The organism is Nocardioides sp. SR21, from assembly GCF_022761125.1.
Lineage (GTDB): Bacteria > Actinomycetota > Actinomycetes > Propionibacteriales > Nocardioidaceae > Nocardioides.
Map to the genome: position 1 here is coordinate 293,889 of NZ_JAKWJR010000001.1, position 24,401 is coordinate 318,289.

A 24,401-nucleotide genomic window follows, 5' to 3' on the forward strand; every position below is an offset into this window, starting at 1 on the left:
GGTTGTTCCCTCGCTGGCACTCGACCCGGACGAGTGCCAATCATAGCCGACGGTCGAGCAGGACCAGGCCTGATGGCGTCGCCGCGCAGGCGACCGCCCGGTCGTGCGGCTCGACGGGGACGTCGACGCCGACCTCGTCGTCGTACAGGAGCACGCAGGTGAAGGTGCCGACCGGCACCCGGCCGAGCGCCCGGTCGTACGAGCCGCCGCCGCGGCCCAGTCGCGCGCCGGCGCTCGACGCCGCGAGACCGGGGACGAGCACGACGTCGGCGGTCGCGATCGCGTCGCGCCCGAGCCGGTCGCCCGAGGGCTCGAACAGGCCGCGCGACGCAGCCACCAGGTCGGCGTCGGACCTGTAGACGGCCCAGTCGAGGTCGTTGTCGGGCAGCAGCACCGGCAGGATCACCCGCTTCCCGGCCGCGCGCAGGCCGTCGAGCAGGGGAGCGGTCCCGGGCTCGTTCCCGACCGAGACGTACGCCGCCACGGTCGCCGCTCGGCGTACCACCGGTGCCGCCAGCAGGTGGTCGGCCAGGTCCCGCGCCGCCTCCGAGACCTCGCCGAGCGACCGGCTCCGGCGGGCCGCCAGCAACTGGTCCCGAACCGCGATCTTGGCGGGTGATTGCATGCCGCTCACGCGGGAAGCCTACGATCGTGAACATGGGTAGCGCTGGCTTGAACCGGGCACGCGACAAGATGCGTGACGCCGGGGTGGACGAGGTCGCGATCGAGACCTTCGCCCACTACTACCGACTGCTGGAGCACGGCGAGACGGGCATGATCCCGGAGACGTCCATCGACCCGGTGGACATGGAGTCCCTGGCATCGGTCGAGGTGTCCGAGGAGGACGCCGCCGCCGCGATCCGGACGACCGCCGTGATCAAGCTGAACGGCGGGCTCGGGACCTCGATGGGCATGGACCGCGCGAAGTCGCTGCTGTGCGTGCGCCGCGGGCTGTCGTTCCTCGACATCATCGCCCGCCAGGTGCTGCACCTGCGCACGGCGTACGACGCCCCGCTCCCGATGATCTTCATGAACAGCTTCCGCACCTCCGCGGACACGATGGCCGCGCTCGCGCGCTACGAGGACCTGCAGGTCGAGGGGCTGCCGCTCGAGTTCCTGCAGAACAAGGAGCCCAAGCTCCTCAAGAAGGACCTCTCCCCGGCGAGCTGGCCCAAGGACCCCGACCTCGAGTGGTGTCCGCCCGGGCACGGCGACCTCTACACCGCGCTGCGCGGCACCGGCCTGCTCGACCAGCTGATCGAGGCCGGCTACCAGCGCGTGTTCGTCTCCAACTCCGACAACCTCGGCGCCGTCCCCGACGCCCGGGTGGCGGGGTGGTTCGCGAGCACCGGCGCGCCGTTCGCGATCGAGGCGGTCCGGCGTACGCCCTCCGACAAGAAGGGCGGCCACTTCGCGCGCCGCAAGAACGACGGCCGGATCGTGCTGCGTGAGACCGCGCAGACGCTCAAGGAGGACCTGGAGGCGCTGGCCGACCTCGACCGGCACAAGTTCTGCTCGACCAACAACCTCTGGTTCGACCTGGTCGCGATGCGCGACGTGCTCGACGCACGCGAGGGCGTGCTCGGGCTGCCGCTGATCCGCAACGTGAAGACGCTCGACCCCGGCGACCCGTCCACGCCCGAGGTCATCCAGATCGAGTCCGCGATGGGTGCGGCCGTCGAAGTGTTCGAGGGCTCCCGGCTGATCGAGGTCGGCCGCGACCGGTTCGTGCCGGTGAAGACCACCAACGACCTGCTGGTGCTGCGCTCCGACGTCTACGACATCGGCGGTGACTTCGTCCTCGACCAGGTCTCCGCGGAGCTGCCGTACGTCGACCTCGACAGCGACTACTACAAGCTGGTCAGCGACTTCGACCGGCGCTTCCCCGAGGGTGCGCCGTCGATGAAGAAGGCCTCGGCGCTGAAGGTCGAGGGGGACTGGACGTTCGGCCACGGCGTGCAGGTGGTCGGCGACGTGAGCCTCAAGGCGAGCGCCGCGAACCGGGTCGCCCCCGACACCGTCCTCACCGATGGCTGACGCCGTCACCTCGGTCGACGAGTACCTCGCCCGGATCCTGGCGGCCTTCGAGCCGCTGCCGGCGTTCCAGCAGCCGCTGATGGACGCGCTCGGCCTGCCCGTGGCCGAGGACGTCGTCGCCGGCGTCAGCCTGCCGTCCTTCGACAACTCCGCCATGGACGGGTACGCCGTCCGGCACGCCGACGTCGCCACGGCGTCCGCTGAGGCGCCCGTGCACCTGCCGGTGGTCGGCGAGATCGGAGCCGGGCAGGCCCGCCTGCTCGCGCTCGCCCCCGGGACGGCGGCCAAGATCATGACCGGCGCGCCCGTGCCGGCCGGCGCCGACAGCGTGGTGCCGTACGAGTGGACCGACCGCGGCACGGCCCAGGTGCGCATCGAGCAGGCGCCGAACCCCGGCCAGCACGTGCGACCGGCGGGCGAGGACGTCTCCGTCGGCGAGGTGCTGGTCTCACAGGGCACCGTGCTCGGACCGCGCCACGTCGGCCTGATCGCGTCCGTCGGCCGTTCCAGCGTGCTGACCCCGCCGCGGCCCCGCGTCGTGGTGATCTCGACCGGCTCCGAGCTGCGCGACCCGGGCACCGAGCTGGGCCACGACTCGATCTACGACGGCAACTCCTACCTCCTCGCGGCCGCCGCGCGCGCCGCCGGCGCGATCGCCTACCGGGTCGGGATCGTCCCGGACCAGCCGCAGGCCTTCCTCGACGCCGTGCACGACCAGCTGGTGCGCGCGGACGTCGTCGTCACCAGTGGCGGTGTGTCCCAGGGCGACTTCGACGTGGTCAAGGAGGCGCTCTCGCCGCTCGGGACCGTCTGGTTCGGCCCGGTCGCCATGCAGCCCGGCAAGCCGCAGGGGTTCGGGCACGTCGGGGAGGACCGGACGCCGATCTTCACGCTGCCCGGCAACCCGGTCTCGTCGTACATCTCGTTCCAGATGTTCGTGCTGCCGGCGCTGCGCAAGCTGATGGGGCGGACGCCGTACGCCCGGCCGACGGTCGAGGCGAAGCTGACCCACCCGATCACGTCGCCGGCGGGCCGGCGGCAGCTGGTGCGGGCGGAGTACTCCGACGGCGTCGTGACGCCGGTGGGTGGACACGGTTCCCACCTGATCGGGGATCTGGCATCGTCCGACGCGCTCGTGGTCGTGCCCGAGGACGCCACCTCGGTCGCGGCCGGCGAGCAGGTCCAGGTCCTGAGGCTCGACGAGGAGTTCTGATGTCTGCTGTCGACCGGCGGAGCCTGACGCACGTCGACGAGACGGGTGCTGCTCGGATGGTCGACGTGTCCGACAAGGACGTCACGGCCCGGACCGCCAGCGCGTCCGGGCGGGTGCTCGTGTCCGCCGAGGTGGTCGCGCTGCTGCGCGGCGAGGGCGTCCCGAAGGGCGACGCGCTCGCGGTCGCGCGGATCGCCGGGATCATGGGCGCGAAGCAGACCCCGGCGCTGATCCCGCTGTGCCACCCGCTCGCCGTCTCCGGCGTGACGGTCGACCTGACGGTCGCCGACGACGCCGTCGAGATCCTCGCGACCGTGAAGACCACCGACCGCACCGGCGTCGAGATGGAGGCGCTCACCGCGGTCTCGGTCGCGGCGCTGACGGTCGTCGACATGGTGAAGGCCGTCGACAAGGGCGCGGTGATCACCGACGTGCGCGTCGAGACCAAGACCGGCGGCAAGTCGGGAGACTGGTCGCGATGACGAGCCTCCGGGCCGAGGTCGTCGTGGCGTCCAACCGTGCGGCCGCCGGCGTCTACGAGGACACCACCGGGCCGCTGATCGTCGACTTCCTGACCGACCTGGGCTTCGCGGTGGCCGACCCCGTCGTCGTGCCCGACGGCGAGCCGGTGGGCGTCGCGATCGCCGAGGCCGCGAGCGGCGGAGCGCGCGTGGTGCTCACCACCGGCGGCACCGGGCTGACCCCGACCGACCGCACGCCGGAGGTCACCCGGGCACTGCTGGACCTCGAGGTGCCGGGCATCGCCGAGGCGATCCGGGCGTACGGCGTGAGCAAGGGCGTGCCGACCGCGATGCTGTCGCGCGGCCTGGCCGGTGTCGTCGGCCAGTGCCTGGTCGTGAACCTGCCCGGCTCGCGGGGTGGCGTGAAGGACGGTCTCGAGGTGCTGCGGCCCGTCCTGGTGCACGCCGTCGAGCAGGTCGTCGGGAGCGACCATTGAGCGGATGGCCGGCGTGGCTCTCGACGGGTGAGGTCACCCTCCGCCCGCTGACCTACTCCGACGCCCGCGCCTGGCGCGACCTGCGCCGCGCGAACGCGAGCTGGTTGCGGCCCTGGGACGCGACCGCGCCGCCGGGGTCGAGCGCGCGCCCCACGTCGTTCCGCGGTCTCGTCTGGCGGCTGCACTCCCAAGCGCGGGCAGGGACGACGTACCCCTTCGCCGTCGAGGTCGACGGCAGGTTCGCCGGGCAGGTGACCGTCAACAACATCGTGCGTGGGTCGGCGCAGTTCGCGTCGGTGGGCTACTGGCTCGGACGGGAGTACGCCGGCCGTGGGGTGATGCCGCGCGCGGTCGCGCTGGTGATCGACCACTGCTTCACGACCGCCGGGCTGCACCGGGTCGAGGTCGCGATCCGTCCGGAGAACTCCAACTCGCTGCGCGTGGTGGAGAAGCTCGAGCTCCGGGAGGTCGGGTACGCGCCGAAGTTCCTGCACATCGACGGCGCCTGGCGTGACCATCGGCTCTACGCGATCACGCGCGAGGAGTGCCCGGAAGGGCTGCTCGCACGGCTCTCGTCCCACGAGTCACACGAGTGATTTTGCGACACACCTGTAGACATCCCCGGAGACCTGAGGTACCGCTCATAACCTCTGTCTCGTGGACCTGAGCGCACTCATCTTCGTCGCCCTCGCTGCGGCGTGGGCCGCCTACCTCGTCCCGATGGCGCTCCGTCACCACGAGGACGACGTCCGCGGCCGCTCCGTCGACCGGTTCTCGCGCACGATGCGGGTGCTCGCTCGCCGCGAGCCCGTGGACAGCCGCAAGTCCCAGCTGGTGACGCCCGGCCAGCCGGCCGCGACCGTCGAGGCCACGCCGGCCCCGGCCGCCGCGAAGCAGCCGCTGAGCCCGGCCGCGCGGCGAGCTGCGGCCAAGCGGGCCACCCAGCGCCGCCGCAACGTCCTCGCCCTGATCCTGGTCGCGACCCTCGCGGTCACCGGCGTCGCCGCCTTCGGCGTCATCTCCTGGTGGTACGTCGCGATCCCGGTCGCCGTGCTGGCCGCGTGGCTGGTCACCTGCCGGATCATGGTGAAGGGCGAGCGCAAGGCGCTGGCGCCGGAGGCCCGGCTGCCGTTCGTCCCGGCCGAGGAGGAGCCCGAGCCCGCGACCGAGGTCGCTGCCGCCCCGGCCGCCGAGGTCGAGGCCGACACCGACGAGATCGACCCGATGGCCGACACCTCGGCCGGCATGGCCGCGGTCGTCGACCCGGCACTGTGGGACCCGGTGCCGGTCACGCTGCCGACGTACGTCACCAAGCCGGCCGCGACCCGCACCGTCCGGACCATCGCGTTCGACGACACCGGCGTCTGGACGTCGGGCCGCACCGACGCCGATGCGCAGCTCGCGCGCGAGGCCGAGCAGGCCGACAAGGCCGCGCGCCAGTCCCGCGACAACGGCGAGCGGGCCACCGGCTCCTGACGCCAGGGCCGATTCGGTGCCCGCGCATCGCGGGTGCTAACGTTTCGCACCGCAAGTCCTGGGGCTGTGGCGCAGTTGGTAGCGCGTCTCGTTCGCAATGAGAAGGTCAGGGGTTCGAATCCCCTCAGCTCCACCACCATGAACAACCCGCAGCCGGAGGCTGCGGGTTGTCTGCTTTCTGGGGCCGTGAGCGGTGGTTGCGGGTCGTCCGCCTCTCGCCTTGTCATGGGACCGTCCTCAGGCGGACGACTCGGGCGCTCCGGGAAGTGGCGGACCGGTGGAGACGTCAGGCGAGCTCGATCGCGACGTCGATGTTCCCGCGGGTGGCGTTGGAGTACGGGCAGACCTGGTGTGCCTGCTCGACGAGCTGACGCACGACGTCCTCCTCGACATTCGGCACGCTGACCTCGAGGCGCACGGCAAGCTCGAAGCCGCCGGCGTCGTTGCTGCCGAGGGAGACGTCCGCGACGACCTCGGAGTCGGTCGTGTCGACCTTCGCCTGGCCGGCAACGAGGCGGAGCGCGCTGTGGAAGCAGGCGGCGTAGCCGGCGGCGAAGAGCAGCTCGGGGTTCGCGGCGCCGCCGGACCCGCCGAGCTCGCGCGGGAGGCGGACGTCGAGGTCGAGGACGCCGTCGGTGGACTGCACGTGGCCGTTGCGGCCGTCGCCGGTCGCGGCCACGGAAGCGGTGTAGAGAGAAGTCATGCGCGCAATCATATTGCGCACAATTTAATAGGTCAACGCTAAACTGACCGCATGGCTGTCCGTCATCCGCAGCTGGCGCTCGACCAGCAGATCTGCTTCCCGCTGTACGCGGCGAGCCGCGCGATGACGCGGGCCTACGCGGACCTGCTCGGCCCGGTCGGGCTCACCTATCCGCAGTACCTCGTGCTGCTGGCTCTGTGGGAGGCATCGGGCACGCCGAGCGTGGGGGAGCTCGGCGACCGGCTCCAACTGGACTCCGGCACGCTGACCCCGCTGCTCAAGCGGCTCGAGGGGATGGGGCACGTCGTGCGCCGCCGCGACCCGGACGACGAGCGGCGGGTGCTGGTGGAGCTGACGCAGTCCGGGGTCGACCTGCAGGACGAGGTCGCGGAGGTGCCCGCCGGGTTGATCGCGGCCGAGCCGCTCACGATCGAGCAGGTCGAGGACCTGCGTCGGCGGCTCGACGAGGTGCTGGCCGCGGTCCGGGACTGAGTCACCGGCTCAGGTCGCCGACAAGCCTGCGACCTCGCCGGCCCGGAACGCGTCGACGAAGAGCGCGTGGTCGCGCCGCGCGGTCTCGGCGTACGCCACCGCGAAGTCCACCATCTCCTGGACGAACTCGTCCTCGCGGTCGCCGATGACGGCGACGATGGCCTCCTCGGTCTGGAAGTCGACGAGCTGCTCGTCGCTGTCCTCGTCGGAGGCGCAGTGCACCTTGGCGGTGGCGCGGCCGAGGTCGGCCAGGAGGGGAGCCATCTCGTCGGGCTCGGTGACGTCGCTCCACTCGAGGTCGAGCTCGTACGGCGACAGCTCGGAGACCACGAAGCCGGTGCCGTCGATGGTCGTCCAGCCGAGGAGCCGGTCGGCGTGGGCCTGCAGCGCGCGCTGGCTGACGACCGTGCGGTGCCCGTCGTTCTCGAAGAAGCCCTCGAGCCGGTCGTCGGCGACCACCCGGCTGAGGGCGGGGCGGTTGCCCTGCTTCATGGCGAGCACGATGTCGTTCTCGAGCGCCTGGTTGAAGCCCTCGATGAGCACGTTGTACGCCGGCAGCCCCGCACTGCCGATGCCGAAGCCGGTGCTGGCGACCACGTCCTTGACGTCGTAGAAGACGGGCTGGGAGAACCGCTTCGCCTCCGGGATGGTCTCGAGGTAGCGGCTGAACGCCGCCAGGACCTGCGAGCGCTCGGCGGCGTTCAGGTGGCGGGTCCGGTCGCCGTCGACGAACCGGCGTTCGTAGTCGTCCACGACCGTCATCGACTCGAGCATCGCGATCCGCGTCTGGGCCCGCGCCGCCTGGAGCACCGCGTGGGACGGTCCCTCGGTGTTGTCGAGACGGAGGGAGAACTCCCCGAGGTCGTCCTCGGTCTCGCCGTAGCGGCGTACCTGCTCGAGGTAGGAGCGGAGGTAGATCGCGGCCAGCTCGCGGACGTCGTCCTCGGGCAGCGCCTTCTGCCAGCACATCAGCGCCAGGCTCGCGCAGAAGCGGCGCAGGTCCCACGAGAAGTGCCCGAGGTAGGCCTCGTCGAAGTCGTTCACGTCGAAGACCAGGAAGCCCTCGTCGTTCATGTAGGTCCCGAAGTTCTCGACGTGCAGGTCGCCGTGGATCCACACGCGCGACGTCCGCTCGTCGGCCCACGGGTCGTCGATCTCGGCCACGTCGGCGGAGAACAGGCAGGCCGAGCCGCGGAAGAACGCGAACGGGTCGGCCGCCATCTTGCGGAACTTGGTGCGGAACCCGTGCGGGTCGCTGTGGAGCAGATCGGCGAACGCGTCGCTGAGCACGTCGGTGATCTGCTGGCTGCGCGCGTCGTCTCGGCTTCCCATCGACTCAGCCTAGGTCGGCCACCTCCGGAACCGGGGACTCGTACATCTGCCACCCGGGCCGCCCGGCCCACCAGGCTCACCGCGACGGCGGCCCGAGCCGGTCCGTCGACCCCACGACGAGAGCGAGGAACGATGTACACCACCGACCATCTGGACAGCGCCGCGGAGGCGCCGGCGTCCCAGCGGCGCTTCACCGCCTGGCCACTGCTGGCCAGCGCGACGGGCGTGCTCGGCCTGGTCGCGCTGTTCTCCGAGACCCGCGTCGATGCCAACGGCACCGACTACGACCACCCCGTGACCGCCGAGGCCGCGGCGGCGCTGAGCCACGAGGCGTTCCGGCTCGCCGGCATCCTGGGCTACCTCGCGGCGCTGGGCCTGCTGGTCCTGGCCGCGGTGTGGCACCAGCGCGTCGCTCGCCACTTCCCGGCGTCGACCGGTGCTCACCTGGTGACCTTCAGCGCCGTGGCGACGTCCGCCCTGGTGACCCTGGCCTTCGGGTGGCGCGGCGCCCTGGGCAACTACCTCCCCGGAGGCGGAGAGCACGGCACGTACGACGACCAGGGGCTCTACGCCTACTACATGATGAACGACTTCAGCCCCTACATCGCCTTCGTGCCGCTGCTCGGTGCGTGCTTCGGGCTGGCCTGGATGGCCTTCGGGGACCGGCTGGTCAGCCGGGTGCTCGGCGCCGTCGCCGGCGTCTTCGCCGCGGCGCTGCTGGGAGCGGTCGCGGTCGCCGGCGTGCCCGGCCTGCCCGCGATGGTGCTGCTCGGCCTGGTCGTCGCCGGCATCTGGCTGGCGGTCGGCCGCTCGCCGATCACCACCGCGTGGCCGGAGTAGAGATGCGGACACGAGGTACGACGGCCCTGGTGATGGGCGCGCTGGTGGCGGCGACGCTGCCGATCATGGTGCCGGGACAGGGAGCGGCGGCAGCGCCCCGACGAGCCGACCTGGTGGTCCCGGTGGTGAGCAAGCCGCCGGGGGTCGCCCGAGCCGGCAGCTCGTTCGGCGTGGACGCGACGGTCTCGAACACGGGGACGGCGGCCGCGGGGTCGAGCTCACTGCGGTTCTACCTGTCGAAGGACCGCGTCCAGGGCGCGGGCGACGTCGTCGGCGGGACGGTGGCGGTGAAGAGCCTGCAGCAGCGGAGCAGGAAGGCCGCCAGCGGCACCGTCGCCGTCCCGCCGAAGGCCAGCGGTCGCTACTGGGTGATCGTCTGCGCCGACGCGCGCAAGCAGGTCGAGGAGAGCAACGAGAAGAACAACTGTCGTACCTCCAAGACGCCGGTGGACGTCGACCGGGAGATCCACGGAACGCTGACCGGTGACCTCACCTTCACGGAGTACCGCCAGACGACCGACCCGGCCACCGGTGCCACGACGACCGTGGACCACACCGCGTCCGCCTCGATCGCCATGGCCGTCGACGGTGACCCTCTCGACCCGACGTTCGCCAGCACCGGCAGCACCTACACCCGCGAAGGGTCGACCGCGCGCCACGAGGAGGACGAGGACTGCGTCATGCACCGCGAGCGCACGGTCACGGGAGGTGGCCTCCTGGCCTACACCGGTGACCCCTTCACCGACGACATCAACGGCAGCATCACGGAGCTCGACCTCAGCGGGGTGCACCTCGGGATCAACCTGCGGGCCGGCTGGACCGAGCAGGACACCTACACCGGCCGGGGCGCTGACCCCTGCGACCCGTACTCGAAGACCACGACCGGTGCGGAGCTGACCCCCAACGACATCGACTTCGTCGAGACGTCTCGCTCCGGGGGCTCGATCCACTACCGCGTCGAGAGCTTCCTCGGTGACATGGGGACGGCGTCTCGGTGGGACGAGGTCGAGGGCACCCTCACGCTCACCCTGCGGTAGTCGTCCCGACCCGGCTCCCGGCGCATCGGGGACAACTGCCCCTGACGGGTGGGCCGGGTCGTGATGCAGGCTCGGGGTACGTCGAGAGCCCGCCAGCGAGCGAGCACGGCGTCCGAGGATGTCGCGAGGCCCGCCCCCCAGCGTCCCGAGCTCCTCGGCCGGGGCTCGCCCATGGCCCCGTTAAGACAGCGACTCCCGGACCCGCCCCATCGAGTCCGGGAGTCGCTGCATCTGCGTCGCCCGTGCGACCTTCCCGGTCACCATCCCGGTCACCATCCCGTTCACCATCCCGTTCACCCGGTCGCTGAGTCGTCTGCCTTCCGGGTCCGGACGGCCACCGCCTCGACCTCCACCAGCTGGTCGGGGTAGCCGAGGAAGGAGACGCCGACCAGCGTGCTGGGAGCGTCGTGGTCGCCGAAGGCGGCCCGGACGACGTGCCACGCGTCGACCAGGTCGTACCGGTCAGCGGCGACGACGTACACCGTGGTCTTCGCGACGTCGGTGAGAGAGCAGTCGCTCGCAGTGAGGGCGGTGGCCAGGTTGGCCATCGTGCGTGCGGCCTGCGCCGCGACGTCGCCCGGCGCCACGATGGCGCCGTCGTCGTCGAGCGGACACGCGCCCGCGGTGAAGACCAGGCCCGCCGGATGTGTCACCGCGGCGTACGCGTAGCCGATCCCGTCGGCCAGGCCCGGAGGGCGAACCAGGTCGACGGAGGTCGGCACGGCCCTTCCGGGACGGGGCGATGACCCGGGGATCATCGGCGTACCGTCACGGCCCTGCTGGCCGCGCTCGCCCGGCTGTCGCCGCGCACGGCGGTCACGCGGACGCTGAGCTGGTGCCGTCGGTCGGACCGCGTGACGCGGTACGTCGCGCCGGTCGCGCCCTGGATCGTCGCGCCGTCACGCAGCCACTGGTACGAGACCTTGGCCGGCGTGGGCGTCCATGCGCCGGGCGTCGCCCTCACGGTCCGGCCGACGGTGGCCTTGCCCTGGATGGCCGGCTTGCGCGTGTTCCGCAGCTCGTCGGGCGTGCCTTCCGCGATGGATACCGCGTGGCTGTTCGAGGATCCGGTCGGCCAGCCCGGGCGGTCGGCCGTGACCACGACCCGGATGCGCTTGCCGGCGTCCTCGCGGCCCACGACGTACCTCGCGTCGTTGGCTCCGGCGATGGCGGAGTCCTCCCGGAACCACTGGTAGGTGTAGTCGGTCGGTGGGGCCGTCCAGGTGCCGTTGCTCGCGCGGAGCGTGCCGCCGACCACCGCCTTCCCCGTGATCTCGGGGATGGTGACCGAGTTCATCGCCGGAGCCGACAGCTGCTTCGCCGACCAGTCGGGCTCGCTGCCGCCGGGGATGATCAGGGTGATGGTGCCCTCGCTGCAGACGTTGCGCCTCACGTCGTCGAACGTGAACACCCCCTCGGCGCCGGAGAACGCGAGCGTGTCGCTGTCGGGACCCCAGGTCGGGTCCGAGAGCCGGTCGGTGTCGTCGTCGAGGAAGCAGCCGTCGGCGGGCAGCGGAGGGTTGCCGCCTCTGACGTCGCCGTTGACGCGGTAGGTGAGGATGTCGCCGGTGCCACGGACGCCGGCGAGCAGCGTGCCGTCGGGCGAGACCTCCACGTTGCCGTAGTCCGTGCTGGGGTCCCAGATGTCGCCGTCGTCGAACCAGTGACGCGGGGCCGCCGGTCCTACGTCGTGGATCATCACCTGGGAGCCGTAGCCGCCGCTCTGGAGGGTTCGGGTGTTGGTGACCCACGACGGGTCGACGAGGTAGGTCGTGCCCTTCGCGGCGGGGTCGGTGCCGGCGCTGCTGACGTAGCCGGTGGCGGTGCGGAAGCCGCAGCCGGGTCCGCAGCTCTCGGCGAAGGAGTAGGCGATGAGCTGGCCATCGGGCGAGACCGAGACCGCGACCGGCGCCCCGTCGATGGGGTGGCCGCCGGAACCGGGCAGGGCGGGCGGGTCGATCTCGGCCACGCGGTTGCCCTGCTGGTCCAGCGTCACGATCGTCGCGTACCTCGACGCGGCCACCAGGCCCGTGTCCGACTGGCTGGGGTTCCGGTACGGCAGGGCGTCGTACCCGTCGGTCGTCAGGGGCCGCGGGTCGGCGCCGTCGCCTCCCGCGATCCAGACGTTGTGGTCCTTGATGAAGACGATGGAGCCGGCGCTCGTGGCCGCTGCCGCCGGCGGGGTGGACGACAGGGGAACGAGGACGGCGACGCCGGCGACGCCGGCCGCCAGGGCGGCAGAGGTGCGACTCGTGATGGTCACGGTGGTCCTTTCGACGAGGTGGACCCGCGACGATCCCGACCGCGACGGCACGGGTGCCAGGGGCAGACGTCCCCGCCACCTCGGGCGCGCGCGTCCGCGCTGGATGCCCATCGATCCGGGGACATCGGTCCCTGGCCGCCGGGTCGCGACGCTCCGGAGACTGCAGGCTCACTCGATCTCCTGGGGGTCTCATGAAGTTCAAGCTCGCGTCGTCCGCGACGGCGCTCCTCGCCGCTGTCGTGGCGTTCGCAGGTGCTGGGCCGGTCGCCGAGGCTGCGCCCGCTGCTCCGGGTGCGTCGATCGGGTCGTCGACCCGAGCGGCGACCGGCCCCGGCACCCTCGTGTTCATCCGCAAGCACGACGTGTGGATCGCTCGCGGCAACGGACGCGGGCTGCGCCAGGTAACCAGGGACGGTACGGCGACCACGCCGTACGTCTCGCCCTCGCAGTCCGACAACGGGGTCATCGCGGCCGGGCACGGACCGCACGTCGTGGTGATGCGGCAGAACGGCAAGGTCCTGAAGCGGATGAACCCCCGGCCGCTGACCGACGAGGTCAGCCATCCCCTGGACGGTCCGCCGGTCCAGGTCGCGATCTCTCCCGACGGGAAGCTGGTCGCCTACACGTTCTACTCCTACGGCTGCTCGGTCGGCGTCCCGTGCGACGCGTACACCGGGACCGGGATCACCCGCACCGACCGGCTCACGCCGGCGTCGAGGTACGGCCAGACCTACTACTGGTCACCGTCGTGGGTCGGCAACCGCCGCACCATCCAGAGCGGCGGCTACCTGCACCAGATCTCGTTCAAGGACCTCGGCGCGGAGCCGGTGCACTGGTTCGACGACCAGGACGTCGCCCAGGTGGGCATCGGCGAGAGCACCGACCTCGAGGACGCGGAGCTCTCGGCCGACGGCCGCTGGCTGGCGGCGGTCCGTGGCTACGGTGACAGCGCCACCATCGCCTGGTACTCGGTCACCGGCGACGCACGCACGGGCACGCCACCGCCCGTCCCGACCTGGCTCTGCGTCACCAGCGAGCTGAAGGGCCTCGCGGGTCCGACGTTCTCCCCGGACAGCAAGGTCCTGGCCTGGCAGGAGCCGGACGGCATCTGGACGACCACGCTCGACACGGGGAGCTGCCCGAACCCGCAGCTGCTGATCCGGAACGCCGGGCAGCCGGACTGGTCGCCGGCCGACCTCGACCGCCGCCGCTCGTGACCCGCACCTTCCACCACGACCTCAGGAGAACCTCCATGCGCACCACGCGCTCCCGCCTCGCGGCCGTCGCCGTGGCGACCTCCGTCCTGTGCCTCCTCGCCGCCTGTGGCAGCGACGACCCCGACGTCGCCGCCTCCGACCGGGGCGGGGTCGTCGCGACCCCGGCCGAGGAGGACGCACCGTCGGTCGAGGACGAGGAGTGCTTCGCGGCGTTCCCCATGGGCGGCGGGATGACGCCCGATCTCGCCGACGCCGACCTCGTGCCGGCGGACTTCCCCGAGCCCCCGGTCGACGCGACGCTGTGCGCGATCACCGGAAACGCGGGGGTCGGCGTCAACCTGGGCTACCTCAGTGACGCGGAGCCGGCGGACGTCGTCGCCGGCTACCTCGAGGCGTTCGCGCCGTACGGCGCCGTCTCCGAGGACGGCGGTCACGGGGTGACGGCCCAGGCCGGCGACGTCAAGCTGCTGGTCGTGCCGGGGTACGGGAAGTACGAGATCCAGCTCGATGGGCGTTGACGGCGCTGTCGTCCGGACCGGTGCCCCGGCAGACCGGGACACCAGGCCCTGAAAGTCGGGCGCTCCCATCGGCGATGATGCGGCGCATGGGAGCACGTGAACCGGGCGGCGTGGCGGCGGTCGCACCACCGACGATGATGGCGGTGCGGCGGCGTCAGCCCGTCCTGATGTGGGCGGCCGGGCCGTGGCAGCTCGCCGGCATCGCGGTGGCCGCGCTGGCGTGGACCTTCGCGGGCGCCGCCGTCGCGCTGCTGCTCGTCAACGGAGCCGCGCCCGGCTACGTCGCGTTCTGGGTGATGGACGTGCTCACGGCGACCGTCTACGGGGGCGCCTGCCTGCTGATGCTTCCTCGGTCGCGGCACCCGGTCGTGTGGATCCTGGTCGCGGGCGCGATCGGATGTGGGATCTCCGGCTTCCTCACCCAGTACCTGGGGCTCGCGGCGACCGATCCGGAGCTGTGGGCGCCCGCGTGGCTGTGGGTGATGTCGGCCTGGATCTGGATCCCCGGGACCTACGCGTCGATCGCCGTGCTGCCCTGGCTGGTCTCGCCGCGGCCGAACCCCCGCTGGGTGCACGCCGTGGTCGCGGTGGGCGTGGTGGCGATCGCCTGGCGGGTGCTCGCCGAGGTGACCGCGCCGTACCTCGGGTTCGACAACCCGCTCGCCGTCATGCCGGACGCGTTCGTGGACCTGAGGCGATCCCTCGGGTACTGGCCGGACCGTCTCTGCGTCGTGCTCGGCCTGGCCGGCGCGGCCCGGCTCGCGTGGATCCGCGTCGTGTACGGCGACGAGGGTCGGGGCTACGGGTGGCTGGCCTGGGGCGCGCTCTTCTTCGCGATCGCCTACGTCCCGATCGTGTTCCCTGCCCCGGACGGCCTCGAGCAGGTCGCGACCGACTTCGCGGGCGCCAGCCTGATCGCCGCGCAGGCGTTCCTGCCGGGGGCGCTGCTCGTGGTGGTGCTCGGCCAGAAGCTGTGGGGCATCGAGGTGACCGTCGACCGCGCGATCGTGTGGCTGTCGCTGAGCGTCGCCCTGGTGCTGAGCTACGTGGTCGCCGCGTGGTTCGTCCAGCGGCAGCTGTCGGCCTCGGCCGACGTCGCCGCGATGGTCGCCCTCGCGATCCTGCTGGTGGCCTCCCAACCGCTGCGCTCCTGGATCCAGCGACGTGCCGACCACCTGGTCTACGGCCGGTCGAAGGACCCGGTCGCGCTGATCGGTGCGTTGGGCAGCGTCGCCGCCACGTCCACGGACTCGGGTGGTCTCGACGCGATCGCCCGGACGCTCGCCCACGACATGCGGCTCGGGAGGGTCGACATCCGGGACGCAGCTGGTGCCGTCGTCGCGACCACCGGCGGGGACGCCACGAGCTGGAACGACGACGCGCACGACGTGCCGCTGCTGGTCGACGGCCGGGAGCTGGGGTCGCTGCTCGTGGTCGCTCCGACCGGGCAGGCGCTCGACGTACGCTCGCTGCGCCTGGTCGAGCAGATGAGCGGCCTCGTCGGGATCTCGCTGGAGCTGGCGACGGTGAACGCCCGGCTCAACACCGCGACGACCCGCCTGGTCGAGGTGCGCCAGGAGGAGCGCCGGATGCTGCGCCGGGACCTCCATGACGGCATCGGTCCCGCCCTCGCCGGCATCGGGCTCGGCATCGCCGCGGCCGAGCGACGCCTCGACCACGACGTCGCCGGGACCCGGGACCTGCTGCGGGAGCTCCAGGAGGAGCTCACGCACCGGATCCAGGACGTGCGGCTGCTCTCGCGCTCGCTGCTGCCGGCCGCGCTCGACGACGGCGACCTGGGTGGTGCCCTCGAGGCGCTCGGTGCCCGGTTCGAGACCTCGGGCCTGACGGTGGAGGTCGACTGCGGCCGCCTCGGCGAGCTCGACACCCGACACCAGATCGCGGTCTACCACGTCGCCTCGGAGGCGCTGCTCAACGCGCACCGGCACGGTCGCGCCCGGCGGGTGGTGATCACGGTCGCAGGCGGTGATGCGGCGCCGACGACCCTGGAGGTGGTCGACGACGGCTCGGGGATCGACCCGGCCTCGGTACGAGGGGTGGGTCTGAGGTCGATGCAGGAGCGGGCAGGCGAGCAGGGCGGCTCGTTCGAGATCGGTCCGGGCGACGCGGGCAGGGGCACGCGGCTGCGTATGGTGCTGCCGTGACCGAGATCCCCCAGGTTCGTCTCGTCATCGTGGACGACCACCCGACGTTCCGGATCGGGATGGCGGCGCTCCTCTCCGAGATCGAGGGGTTCGAGGTCATCGGCGAGGCGGCCAGCCAGGAGGAGGCCGTCCGCGTGGTGGTGGAGTCCCGGCCCGACGTCGTCATCATGGATCTCGACCTCGGCGGCGGCTCCGGCGTGGACGCGACCCGGGACATCCTGCGGGGCGCCCCCGGGACGGGCATCCTCGTGGTCACGATGTCCGGCGACGACCACGCCGTGTTCACCGCCATGCGCGCCGGCGCTCGCGGCTACCTCCTCAAGGGCGCCGAGCCGGCCGACATCGAGCGGTCCATCCGCGCGGTCGCGGCGGGCGGCGTCACGCTCGGACCCGAGGTGGCCGACGTCGCGGTCTCCTACCTGACCGGCGCCCGGACCGCGACCGGTGGACCGTTCCAGGAGCTGACCGAGCGCGAGCGGGAGGTGCTCGAGCTGGTCGCCCGCGGCCACGACAACACCGCGATCGCCCAGGCCCTCGTGCTGACGCCGAAGACCGTGCGCAACTACGTGTACGCCGTCTTCACCAAGCTCGACGTCAACGACCGGGCCGCGCTGGTCGTCAAGGCGCGGGAGGCCGGGATCGGGCTCACCAACCGTCCGTAGGGATCGGTGCGTGATGTTTCACCATGTTCAGTGGTCGAACCTGCACTTCTCATGGCGTGCAGACCATGTGAAGTGCGGGTTCGCCTGCATCACATGGTGAAGCTGCGACCACCGCCCACGGTCCTAGGACCTCCGTCCAGGTGCGGCACTGGACATTGGTCGCGATCGGGCGAGATCGACCCGACGGGATTCTTTTCGACCGATTCCGTCCGGTTACGGTCCGGCCATGAAGCTCTCCTCACCCCGACTGCTCGCCGGCGCGACGGTCGCCTCGCTCCTGCTCGTCGGCGTGGTCACGGCGACCTCGGTCCCCGGCCCGGCGCTGGCCGCCGGTGACGACCGGCCGAGCACCATCACCGTGGCCGACCCCGCTCACGACGTGCGCGAGATCGACGTCCGCGACGAGGAGGCGGGGAACGGCACCGCGGCGCCGACCCGTAGCAACGGCGACGTGCGGAGCATGACGGTCACCTACGGTCCGAGCGAGATCGAGATCGTCACCGAGTTCCGTGAGCTGCGGCGACCCACGCAGCGCGCGCCACGGCTGGTCGCGGGTGGGACGCTGTTCACGTCCGAGAACGTGATCGGATCCATCTCGATGTACGCGAGCCGGCGCGACCCCCACGGCACGTCGATGCTGGATGGAGTCGCCGAGTGCGTGTCGCACCGCGTCGACTACCGCCTGAACCGCGTCGTCGTCCGAGTGCCCGCGGACTGCCTCGGAGACCCCACATGGGTCCGGGTCCAGGCCTTCGGGGCCGTGTTCCGCACCACCCAGGAGGGGCACTTCGTCCAGGGCGATGTGGCTCCGGGCCTCGGACTGCGCCACGGCCGCCTGACCTCGCGCGTCTTCCGCCCGTAGGCGTTGTTGCGGCACGGCACCAATCGGGCAACTTCCCAGAATTCGGGCGCGCCTTTCCTTACCGTGGGGTGGCAAGCCAACGAAGGGTGCAGTGTGGAACGGGTCGTTCGCCCACGGATCTTGCGCGCTCTCACCCTGGTGGTGGGCGTGCTGCTGGTCCTGCCGATGGGTATTTCCGAGCAGGCCAGTGCGGCTCCTGCCGCGGAGCACGCGGACAGCAGCGCTGATGACGGTCGCACCGTCCCGGCGTACCTCGACGCTGAGGACCCCGATCGGGTGGTCCGGGTCTTCTCGGTGAAGTTCTGGGGGCGCGCCGGCGAGCGGCGCTACATCACCTCCCGGGTGCTGGCATCCCAGCCGAAGTCGACGTCCGACAGCCTGCTGATGGCGTCGGTCTCGGTCTCGTGCTCGCCCGGTGACGGCGTCACCAACGCGGGCGCGACGCAGAACGTCATGCGCGGGGGGAGCGCGGTCTTCACGCCTCGCTTCGTGTACGTCGTCCCGCGCACCGGGATGGTCGGGTGCGTGCTGGTCGCCAGTGGCCTCCGGCCGCGGCCGGCCTCCGGGTCGACGTCGAGCAACGTGTGGCAGGTCGCGCCGGGCTCGTACCTCTCGGTCAGCGAGCCGATGGGCTGGTGGGCCGCCACGCTCGCGACCGTCAGCTCCTCGCGCATCGTCGAGCGCGGTGAGCGCTGGACGCCGATCGCGTCGGTGGTCCCGGTGGGTCCGGGCGAGACGTCGTTCGAGCTGACCAGCGACCACAAGGTCACGACGTGCTCGGCCGTCGGCGGCAGCAGGGACTCCACGACCGGCGGGCGCGAGCTCTGCGACGGCCGGGTGAGCACCGGCGGCAGCAAGGTGCGGCTGGTGGTCTCGGCCGTGCAGCTGGACCGCAAGGGCTCCGCGTGCGCGACCGCGCAGAGGTTCACGACGACCCGCCTGGTGCGGCCCGACGTGCACCACGCGATGGTGTTCAGCAAGTCGCTGGTGCAGGTCAGCAAGGCGCCGTCGTGCGTGCCGCGGTTCGCGATCCGCGGCAGCATCGAGCAGGTCGGGGGCGCTGATCTGGTCATCCACGCACCATCCGAGCGGACGTCGGTGCTGCAGCACTGAGCTCGCCGAGGTGCTCCACGAACGCGCGGGAGTGCCGGTCCCAGTCGAGGTGCTCGCCGGCGTAGGCGTGCCCGAGCGAGGACATCTGGGTGCGCGCGTGCCGATCGCGGGCCAGCTCCAGCACCGCGCCCGCAGCGGCGCGAGCATCGCCGAACGGCACGACCAGACCGCCCCCGGTGCGCTGGACCAGCTCGGCAGCACGGGGGAGCGGCGTGGTGACGACCGGGACGCCGTGGGCGAGGTACTCGACCACCTTGGTCGGCTGCGAGACGCGGTAGTTCGGCTCGTCGTGCAGCAGCGAGAGCCCGGCCAGCGCGCCGTCGACGATGCGCATCGCCTCGGCGTGCGGGCGGAACCCGAGCCACTCGACGCCCGGCGGGGCGGTCGTCAGCAGTTCCGTCGCCTCGGCGTCGGCGTGGCCGATCAGCTGCACCCGCAGCTGCCCCGCAGACCGGGTGCGGAGCAGGGCTCCGAGCTCGGCCATCTCGAACACGCCGCGTGCCCGGGTCAGGTGGCCGACGTACACGACCCGCGGGTCGTCGGGCGGCCGGACCGTCTCCGGCACGCGGGTGGTGTTCGGCACGACCGGGTGCTCGCGGTGGAAGCGCGGCCGGTAGCCCTCCTCGGCGAGGAGCAGGTGCATCCGCTCCTCGGCGCTCCTCTCGAGACGGCGTACGGCGCTCGCGGCCGGCCCGGCCAGGGGGGAGGGCAGCCACGGCTTCACGTGCATGGTCGCCGCGGCGTCCTCGTGCACGTCCCACACGACCGGCGGCAGGTCGAGGCCGCGGGCCGCGACGGTGAGCTCGGGGTCGTGCAGGAGCACCAGGTCGTGGTCCGAGCGGCGGAGCAGGTCGCGGGCCGTGCGCAGCGCTGACAGCCGGCGCCGGCCGCGCGCACGCGGCAGGTCGACGGTGGTCAGCCCGGCCCGCGGGTCGGGGGTGACGCCGTAGCCGGTGAACGGCGCGGCGTAGGTGACGTCCCACCCGGCGGCGAGGAGCGCGTCGATCTGGCGGTGCCGGATGCGCGCGTCCTCCGGGTGGTGGACGACGGTGACGACGAGGATCCGCGGGCCGCTCACGGGGCGACCTCCTGCGGGCGCCGCGTGGGACGGGCGGTGGGGAGGCCGGTGCGCTCGGAGTACTCCTCGAGCACCTCGGCGGTCGGGCCGTCGGCGACCAGCCGGCCGTGGTCGAGCCAGAGCACCCGGTCACACATGCTGCGGATCGTGGACATCGAGTGGCTGACCAGCAGCACCGTCGCGGAGTGCTCGACGAGCTCGTCGATGCGGGCCTGGCTGCGCTGCTTGAAGTCGGCGTCGCCGGTCGCCAGCGCCTCGTCGATCATCAGGATGTCGGGACGCGCGGCCGACGAGATCGCGAACCGCAGCCGCGCGCTCATGCCGGAGGAGTAGGTGCGCATCGGCAGGTGCACGAAGTCGCCGATGCCGGCGAAGTCGACGACCTCGTCGTACCGCTCGGCGACCTGGGCCGGGGTGAGCCCGAGCGCCAGTCCGCCGAGCTGGATGTTGCGGTCTCCCGACAGGTCGCGCATCAGCGCGGCGTTCACGCCGAGGAGTGCCGCGTCGCCGTCGGCCCAGATCGCGCCCTGCGAGACCGGCAGGGCGCCGGCGATCGCACGCAGCAGCGTGCTCTTGCCCGAGCCGTTGTGGCCGATCAGGCCGATCGACTCGCCGTGGCTCGCGACGAACGAGACGCCGCGCACGGCCTTGACGACGTCGACGGCGCCGACGTGCTTGCGCAGCCGCGCGTTGCGGCGGCCGCCGTACGTGACGTACTGGACGTGCACGTCGTCGACGACGAGCGAGGGACGCTCAGCCCCGGGCATACCGCTCCTCCCCGCGCCAGAAGTACACGAACCCGACGAGCACCGCAGCGACCGCCCAGCCGAGCGCCCAGAGCCAGGTGCCGACCGAGGTCTCGACGCCGCTGAGCAGCGCGGCGCGGCCGAGCTCGAGGTAGATCGCGATCGGCTGGTGCTGGAGGACGTTCGCGATCGTCGGGTCGTCGACGTAGTGGCTGATCGAGAAGAAGACGCCGGAGGTGTACATCGCGACGCGCAGCACGAACGGCACGAGCCGCGCCAGGTCGCGTACGTCGGCCACGGCACGCGCGAGCAGGAACGCCAGGCCGGTGCCGAATACCCACTGCAGTGCGACCGCCGGCGCCAGCAGCAGCCACGACGCCTGCAGCGGCTCGCCGGTGAGCGGCACCAGGAACAGCAGCACGAGGAGCGCCGGCAGGAGCGTGAGGAGGTCCGCGAGCACGGTCGCGATCGGCAGCAGCGCGCGCGGGAAGCTCAGCGACCCGATCAGCTCGCGGTTGCCGGTGATCGCCTTCGACCCGTTCTGGATCGACGACGCCGAGAAGTGGTACAGGAACACGCCGATCACGAGGAACCCGGCGAAGTTGGCGACGCCGCGGTCGGTCGAGAGCACGACGCCGAACACGACCAGGTAGACCGCGGCCCACAGGATCGGCGTGAGCACCGCCCACGCCTGGCCCAGGTAGCTGCCCTGGTTGCGCGAGTAGGCCTTCGACGACGCCAGTGCGACGGCGAAGTGGCGTCGCCGCCAGACCTGGCGGACGTACTCCGCCAGGTCCGGTCGTACGCCGACCCGGGCCAGCCCGTGCTCGGCGGCGATTGCCGCAAGCGGGGTCACAGGCGGTGGGCCTCCTCGCCGATGGTGACGCCGCGGGTGTCGAAGAACAGCCGCGACCGCGACGCGAGCGCGGAGGCGTCGTACTCGCTGTGCGGCTGGATCAGCACGACCAGGTCGGCCAGCGCGACCGCGGTGTCGAGGTCGTCGGCGCGGGTCACGTCGACGCCCGGCTCCCAGTCGTCGACGTGCGGGTCGTGGTAGACCACGCGGGCGCCGAGGAGGTCGAGGTGGCGCGCCAGCGGCGCGGCCGGCGACTCGCGCTGGTCGCTGATGTCGGGCTTGTAGGTCACGCCGAGGACCAGCACGGTCGCGCCGTGGGTGGGCTTGCCGTGCTCGTTCAGCAGGTTCTGCGCGCGCCGGGCGACGTACGACGGCATCGTCGCGTTGATCTCCTGGGCGAGCTCGACGAAGCGGAACGGGTAGCCGAGCTTCGCCCGGACGCTGTGCGACAGGTAGTTCGGGTCGATCGGGATGCAGTGCCCGCCGACGCCGGGGCCGGGGTAGAACGCCTGGAAGCCGAACGGCTTGGTGGAGGCGCAGCGGATGACGTCCCACAGGTCGATCTCGAGCTCGTGGCAGAAGCGCGCCATCTCGTTCACGAGCGCGATGTTGATGTGCCGGTAGGTGTTCTCGAGCAGCTTCGCGGTCTCCGCCTCGCGGGTGCCGGCGGCCTCGACGATCGTGCTCACGAACTTGCCGTAGAACGCCGCGGCCCGCGTCGTCGAGGCGCGGTTGATGCCACCGACGACCTTGGGCGTGTTCGCCAGGCCCCAGCTCTCGTTGCCGGGGTCGATCCGCTCGGGCGAGAACGCGAGGTGGAAGTCCTCGCCCGCGACCAGGCCGCTGGCCTGCTCGAGCACCGGCTTCACGACCTCGTCGGTGGTGCCGGGGTACGTCGTCGACTCGAGCACGATCAGCTGCCCGGCCTGGAGGTGCTGCGCGATCGCGCCGACCGCGGACCGCACCGGGCCCAGGTCGGGGCCGCCCTCCGAGCCGAGCGGGGTGGGCACGCAGATCAGGACGGTGTCCGCGCTCGCGAGGACGCCCACGTCGGTCGTCGCCCGGAACCCGCGCTCGACCATCGCCGCGATGTCCTCGTCCTCGAGGTCGTCGACGTGCGAGCGGCCGGCGTTGAGACCGTCGACGGTCGCCTCGCTGACGTCCAGCCCGACCACGCGGAGCCCGACGCGGCTGGCCTCCTGGGCGAGCGGCAGCCCGACGTAGCCGAGCCCGATCACCACCAGGTCGATGGGGGAAGTGGTCATGGTGTCTCTCCTCGGGTCGTGGCGTACACGTGCTCGTAGGTGGCGGCGGCCGCCGCCCAGGTGCGGGTCTCGGCGACCCAGGTCCGGGCCGCGGCGCCCAGCTCGCGGCGTACGTCGCCGTCGGCCAGGGTCCGGAGTGCGGCGGCCAGGTCGGCGGGGTCGCCGGGCCGGGTCAGCAGGCCGCGGCCGCGGCCGACCACCTCGCGCAGGGGAGGCAGGTCGGAGGCGACGACGGGGATGCCGAGCGCCATCGCCTCGATCGGCTTGAGCGGCGGCACCAGCCGGGTGACCGGCAGGTCGAGGCGCGGCAGGCAGAAGACGTCGAGACCGCGGTAGGCCTCGATCACGCCGTCGCGGGGGAGCCGGCCGGTGAACGTGGCAAGGTCGGCGAGCCCGCGGTCGGCGACCTGCTTCTCCAGGCTCGCCCGGGCCGGCCCGTCGCCGACGACGACCAGCCGCACGTCGTAGCGCTGCGAGCGCAGCAGCGCGATCGCGTCGACGAGCACCGGCACGCCCTCGTAGTCGTTGAGGGTGCCGCCGATGCCGACGGTGAGCCCGGTGTGGGGGAGCGGCTCGTGCCCGAACCACGCGTCGTCGACGCCGTTCGGGACGACGAACACCCGCTCCGCCGGCACGCCTCGCGCCACGATGTGGTCGCGCAGCGGACCGCTCAGGGTCACCACCGCATCTGCGGCGCTCATGACGGCGGTCTCGGCGGAGCGGGTGAGTCGGTAGAAGTCGCGCTCGCGCGCCGCCGGGTCGGAGGTGCGGCTGAGCCAGGTCTCCTCGAGCAGGCCGCGCACCTCGTAGACGAGCGGGATCCCGAACCGCTCGCGCAGCGCCAGCCCCACGCGGGCGTTCACGTGGTTGCTGTGCGCGTGCAGCACCGTGGGCCGCAGCTCGCGCACCAGCCGGGACGAGTGCTCGACGTCCGCGGCCAGCGCCCGGTCGGCACGCAGCGGCAGCCGGACCGGCAGCAGCCGGTGGTACGGCACCCCGCGCACGTCGGCGCGCGGGCCGGCGTCGAGATGGCCCTTGACGACCGGGAAGCCGAGGCGGCTGGCGACGTGGACGTCGTGTCCCGCGGCGCGCTGCGCCTCGGCGATGCCCTGGGTGCGCACGGTGTAGCCGGCGACGGTCTCGGGCAGCGCGTTGGTGACGAGGTGGAGCACGGTCTGGTGATCGGTCTCGTGCCCGGCCGGCGACGTCCCGCGGAAGGACGGGGCGTCGCCGACCGGGCTCCCGAGAACCCCGAGCTCCCCGTCGACGAGGTGGGTGAGCAGCCGGCCGGGCAGGCCGGCCCGACGGCCCTCGTCGCGGGCGCGGGTCAGGTCGCCGGCGCGCAGGGCGGCCACGGCCGAGCGGTACGCCGGGGCTGCGGCCCACGGCTGGGGGACGCGGCCGACGTGGTCGGAGCCACGGAGCAGGTGGCGCGCGGCGACGGTCGCCGCGGCGGGCGCGTTCCGGAGTGTCCGGACCCCCATCTGCACCTCCTGCATTCGGCCGGCTGAGACGCGCCGGGTAGGTTCTCCCTCGAATACTAGAGTAATTTACTAGAGTTAGCAGAA

25 protein-coding genes and 1 tRNA gene are annotated in these 24,401 nt (G+C 72.3%); 16 read left to right on the top strand and 10 right to left on the bottom strand.

Features of this window, described 5'->3' with window-relative positions; translation table 11 throughout:
* Positions 1-40: 40 nt before the first annotated feature.
* Positions 41-625 carry a 5-formyltetrahydrofolate cyclo-ligase gene (locus tag MJ604_RS01505; RefSeq protein ID WP_243056856.1) on the bottom strand — a complete coding sequence of 195 codons (585 nt, stop codon included), beginning with the start codon at positions 623-625 and terminating at the stop codon, positions 41-43.
* 32 nt (positions 626-657) lie between these two features.
* Here MJ604_RS01505 and MJ604_RS01510 point away from each other — a divergent pair, with 32 nt between their 5' ends.
* From MJ604_RS01510 to MJ604_RS01540, 7 genes are all read left to right on the top strand, one after another.
* A complete protein-coding gene (locus MJ604_RS01510; RefSeq protein ID WP_243056505.1) occupies positions 658-2,037 on the top strand; it encodes a UTP--glucose-1-phosphate uridylyltransferase in 1,380 nt (459 codons plus the stop codon).
* Complete coding sequence (gene glp / locus MJ604_RS01515; protein ID WP_243056506.1) at positions 2,030-3,250, top strand: gephyrin-like molybdotransferase Glp; 1,221 nt, start codon at positions 2,030-2,032, stop codon at positions 3,248-3,250. Before MJ604_RS01510 ends, glp begins: the two co-directional genes overlap by 8 nt.
* A complete protein-coding gene (gene moaC, locus MJ604_RS01520; protein ID WP_243056507.1) occupies positions 3,250-3,732 on the top strand; it encodes a cyclic pyranopterin monophosphate synthase MoaC in 483 nt (160 codons plus the stop codon). The genes glp and moaC overlap by 1 nt, the downstream gene beginning before the upstream one ends.
* The gene (locus MJ604_RS01525; protein WP_243056508.1) at positions 3,729-4,208 is read left to right on the top strand and encodes a molybdenum cofactor biosynthesis protein B; all 480 of its coding nucleotides are present in this window, start codon (positions 3,729-3,731) and stop codon (positions 4,206-4,208) included. The genes moaC and MJ604_RS01525 overlap by 4 nt, the downstream gene beginning before the upstream one ends.
* Positions 4,205-4,804, top strand: a complete 600-nt coding sequence (locus tag MJ604_RS01530; protein ID WP_243056509.1) for a GNAT family N-acetyltransferase — start codon at positions 4,205-4,207, stop codon at positions 4,802-4,804. The genes MJ604_RS01525 and MJ604_RS01530 overlap by 4 nt, the downstream gene beginning before the upstream one ends.
* 61 nt (positions 4,805-4,865) lie before the next feature.
* Positions 4,866-5,684, top strand: coding sequence for a hypothetical protein (locus MJ604_RS01535; RefSeq protein ID WP_243056510.1), 819 nt, complete (start codon positions 4,866-4,868; stop codon positions 5,682-5,684).
* A 60-nt stretch (positions 5,685-5,744) separates the two neighbouring features.
* Positions 5,745-5,820: transfer RNA gene (locus tag MJ604_RS01540), tRNA-Ala, on the top strand.
* 150 nt (positions 5,821-5,970) lie between these two features.
* Here MJ604_RS01540 and MJ604_RS01545 read toward each other — a convergent pair.
* Positions 5,971-6,396: an organic hydroperoxide resistance protein gene (locus MJ604_RS01545; RefSeq protein WP_374458330.1), complete on the bottom strand. Its 426-nt coding sequence runs from the start codon at positions 6,394-6,396 to the stop codon at positions 5,971-5,973.
* A 42-nt stretch (positions 6,397-6,438) separates the two neighbouring features.
* Between MJ604_RS01545 and MJ604_RS01550 the strand changes: the two genes are divergently transcribed.
* On the top strand, positions 6,439-6,879 hold the full coding sequence (locus MJ604_RS01550; RefSeq protein WP_243056512.1) for a MarR family winged helix-turn-helix transcriptional regulator: 441 nt from the start codon (positions 6,439-6,441) through the stop codon (positions 6,877-6,879).
* Between the two features lie 9 nt (positions 6,880-6,888).
* Here MJ604_RS01550 and MJ604_RS01555 read toward each other — a convergent pair whose 3' ends face one another.
* A complete protein-coding gene (locus MJ604_RS01555) occupies positions 6,889-8,211 on the bottom strand; it encodes a DUF2252 domain-containing protein (RefSeq protein WP_243056513.1) in 1,323 nt (440 codons plus the stop codon).
* Positions 8,212-8,343: 132 nt separating this feature from the next.
* Here MJ604_RS01555 and MJ604_RS01560 point away from each other — a divergent pair, with 132 nt between their 5' ends.
* Both MJ604_RS01560 and MJ604_RS01565 read left to right on the top strand, forming a co-directional pair.
* Positions 8,344-9,051: a hypothetical protein gene (locus tag MJ604_RS01560; protein ID WP_243056514.1), complete on the top strand. Its 708-nt coding sequence runs from the start codon at positions 8,344-8,346 to the stop codon at positions 9,049-9,051.
* 2 nt (positions 9,052-9,053) lie between these two features.
* Entirely contained in the window at positions 9,054-10,088 is a 1,035-nt protein-coding gene (locus MJ604_RS01565; RefSeq protein WP_243056515.1) for a CARDB domain-containing protein, read from the top strand.
* 293 nt (positions 10,089-10,381) lie between these two features.
* On the opposite strand, the gene MJ604_RS01570 is transcribed toward MJ604_RS01565, so the two are convergent.
* Both MJ604_RS01570 and MJ604_RS01575 read right to left on the bottom strand, forming a co-directional pair.
* Positions 10,382-10,810, bottom strand: a complete 429-nt coding sequence (locus MJ604_RS01570; protein WP_243056516.1) for a RidA family protein — start codon at positions 10,808-10,810, stop codon at positions 10,382-10,384.
* 32 nt (positions 10,811-10,842) lie between these two features.
* On the bottom strand, positions 10,843-12,351 hold the full coding sequence (locus MJ604_RS01575) for a hypothetical protein (RefSeq protein WP_243056517.1): 1,509 nt from the start codon (positions 12,349-12,351) through the stop codon (positions 10,843-10,845).
* 191 nt (positions 12,352-12,542) lie between these two features.
* On the opposite strand from MJ604_RS01575, the gene MJ604_RS01580 reads away from it, so the two are divergent.
* The 6 genes from MJ604_RS01580 to MJ604_RS01605 all read left to right on the top strand — a co-directional run bounded on the left by MJ604_RS01580 (position 12,543) and on the right by MJ604_RS01605 (position 18,888).
* Complete coding sequence (locus MJ604_RS01580; protein WP_243056518.1) at positions 12,543-13,568, top strand: hypothetical protein; 1,026 nt, start codon at positions 12,543-12,545, stop codon at positions 13,566-13,568.
* A 35-nt stretch (positions 13,569-13,603) separates the two neighbouring features.
* On the top strand, positions 13,604-14,086 hold the full coding sequence (locus tag MJ604_RS01585) for a hypothetical protein (protein ID WP_243056519.1): 483 nt from the start codon (positions 13,604-13,606) through the stop codon (positions 14,084-14,086).
* A gap of 86 nt (positions 14,087-14,172) precedes the next feature.
* A complete protein-coding gene (locus tag MJ604_RS01590; protein WP_243056520.1) occupies positions 14,173-16,251 on the top strand; it encodes a histidine kinase in 2,079 nt (692 codons plus the stop codon).
* The gene (locus MJ604_RS24115; RefSeq protein ID WP_243056521.1) at positions 16,248-16,913 is read left to right on the top strand and encodes a response regulator transcription factor; all 666 of its coding nucleotides are present in this window, start codon (positions 16,248-16,250) and stop codon (positions 16,911-16,913) included. Before MJ604_RS01590 ends, MJ604_RS24115 begins: the two co-directional genes overlap by 4 nt.
* A 226-nt stretch (positions 16,914-17,139) precedes the next feature.
* Entirely contained in the window at positions 17,140-17,775 is a 636-nt protein-coding gene (locus MJ604_RS01600) for a hypothetical protein (RefSeq protein ID WP_243056522.1), read from the top strand.
* A gap of 120 nt (positions 17,776-17,895) precedes the next feature.
* A complete protein-coding gene (locus tag MJ604_RS01605) occupies positions 17,896-18,888 on the top strand; it encodes a hypothetical protein (RefSeq protein WP_243056523.1) in 993 nt (330 codons plus the stop codon).
* On the opposite strand, the gene MJ604_RS24120 is transcribed toward MJ604_RS01605, so the two are convergent.
* The 5 genes from MJ604_RS24120 to MJ604_RS01630 are packed head-to-tail and all read right to left on the bottom strand — an operon-like array spanning position 18,845 to position 24,317.
* On the bottom strand, positions 18,845-19,966 hold the full coding sequence (locus MJ604_RS24120; protein ID WP_243056524.1) for a glycosyltransferase: 1,122 nt from the start codon (positions 19,964-19,966) through the stop codon (positions 18,845-18,847). The genes MJ604_RS01605 and MJ604_RS24120 overlap by 44 nt on opposite strands.
* Positions 19,963-20,733: an ABC transporter ATP-binding protein gene (locus MJ604_RS01615; RefSeq protein ID WP_243056525.1), complete on the bottom strand. Its 771-nt coding sequence runs from the start codon at positions 20,731-20,733 to the stop codon at positions 19,963-19,965. Before MJ604_RS01615 ends, MJ604_RS24120 begins: the two co-directional genes overlap by 4 nt.
* The gene (locus tag MJ604_RS01620; RefSeq protein ID WP_243056526.1) at positions 20,720-21,568 is read right to left on the bottom strand and encodes an ABC transporter permease; all 849 of its coding nucleotides are present in this window, start codon (positions 21,566-21,568) and stop codon (positions 20,720-20,722) included. The genes MJ604_RS01615 and MJ604_RS01620 overlap by 14 nt, the downstream gene beginning before the upstream one ends.
* On the bottom strand, positions 21,565-22,833 hold the full coding sequence (locus MJ604_RS01625) for a nucleotide sugar dehydrogenase (protein ID WP_243056527.1): 1,269 nt from the start codon (positions 22,831-22,833) through the stop codon (positions 21,565-21,567). The genes MJ604_RS01620 and MJ604_RS01625 overlap by 4 nt, the downstream gene beginning before the upstream one ends.
* Positions 22,830-24,317 (bottom strand): glycosyltransferase family 4 protein, encoded by a 1,488-nt coding sequence (locus MJ604_RS01630; RefSeq protein WP_243056528.1) that lies wholly within the window; start codon positions 24,315-24,317, stop codon positions 22,830-22,832. Before MJ604_RS01630 ends, MJ604_RS01625 begins: the two co-directional genes overlap by 4 nt.
* Between the last annotated feature and the right edge of the window lie 84 nt (positions 24,318-24,401).